This window comes from Erysipelatoclostridium sp. MSK.7.34 (assembly GCF_019041935.1).
In the GTDB taxonomy this organism is placed as follows: Bacteria; Bacillota_I; Bacilli_A; order Erysipelotrichales; family Coprobacillaceae; genus Thomasclavelia; species Thomasclavelia ramosa.
In genome coordinates, this window is the sequence record NZ_JAHPYJ010000061.1 from 1 (window position 1) to 1,375 (window position 1,375).

General features: G+C 35.5%; 1 protein-coding gene. It reads left to right on the forward strand.

The annotated features are described in order from the left end of the window. The first annotated feature begins 20 nt into the window (after nt 1–20). A complete protein-coding gene (locus tag KTF99_RS16745) occupies nt 21–1,352 on the forward strand; it encodes a 6-phospho-alpha-glucosidase (protein WP_003537319.1) in 1,332 nt (443 codons plus the stop codon). The last annotated feature ends 23 nt before the right edge of the window (nt 1,353–1,375 follow it).

Consider the following 1,375-nt stretch of genomic DNA (forward strand, 5'->3'; position numbering starts at 1 on the left):
AAACAGAGGAGAAAAAGAAAATGGAAAAGAAATATTCAGTTGTTATTGCTGGTGGTGGAAGTACTTTCACACCTGGGATTTGTTTATTATTGTTAGATCATATGGATCGTTTTCCAATTAGAAAAATTAAATTTTATGATAATTTTGCGGAACGTCAAGAAACCATCGCTAAAGCCTGTGAAATTTATTTAAAAGAAAATGCACCAGAAGTTGAGTTCGCTTATACTACTGATCCAGAAGAAGCTTTTACTGATGTTGACTTCGTTATGTGTCATATTCGTGTTGGATTATATGCAATGCGTGAAAAAGATGAAAAGATTCCAATGAAATATAATGTTGTTGGTCAAGAAACTTGTGGTCCTGGTGGAATTGCTTATGGCATGCGTTCTATTGGCGGGGTTATTGAAATTCTGGATTACATGGAAAAATATTCTCCAAATGCCTGGATGTTAAATTATTCTAATCCAGCTGCCATCGTAGCTGAAGCAACAAGAAGATTACGTCCTGATTCTAAGATCTTAAATATCTGTGACATGCCAATCGATCTTGAAGAAAAGATGGCTAACATGGTAGGGTTAAAGTCACGTAAAGAGATGTCTGTTGGATATTATGGATTAAACCACTTTGGATGGTGGCATAAAATTGAAGATAAAGACGGTAATGACTTAATGCCGGAAATCAAGAAGCATATGGCAGCTAATGGTTTTGCAGATGCACTGTCAGGAACGAATCAGCACGTGGAACAAAGCTGGATTGAAACATTCGCAAAAGCAAAAGATGTTTATGCATTAGATCCAGAAACAATCCCAAACACATATTTAAAATATTATTTATATCCTGATTATGTAGTAGAACATACTAATCCGGAACATACACGGGCAAATGAAGTAATGGAGCATCGAGAAAAGAATATCTTTACAGCTTGTAGAAAGATCATTGAAAAAGGAACAGCTGTAGACGGAGGGTTTGAACCAGATGCGCATGCTGAATATATTGTTGACTTAGCTTGTGCAATTGCTAAAAACACTAAAGAAAAAATGTTATTGATCGTACCGAATGAAGGAGCAGTAGAAAACTTTGACCGTACGGCAATGGTAGAGATTCCATGTATCGTAGGAAGCAGCGGATATGAAAGAATCTGTCAGGGATCAATTCCACAATTCCAAAAGGGATTAATGGAACAACAAGTATCAGTAGAGAAATTAGTAGTAGATGCATGGATAACAGGAAGCTATCAAAAATTATGGCAAGCAATCACATTATCAAAAACAGTACCAAGTGCAAGAGTAGCGAAATTAATCTTAGATGATTTAATTGAAGCGAATAAAGATTTCTGGCCTGAATTGAAATAAGATGTTAAAACTATTTAAAAAGA

Coding starts and splice junctions, on each gene's coding strand:
- KTF99_RS16745 (WP_003537319.1), top strand. CDS start 21: ATGGAAAAGAAATATTCAGTTGTTATTGCTGGTGGTGGAAGTACTTTC.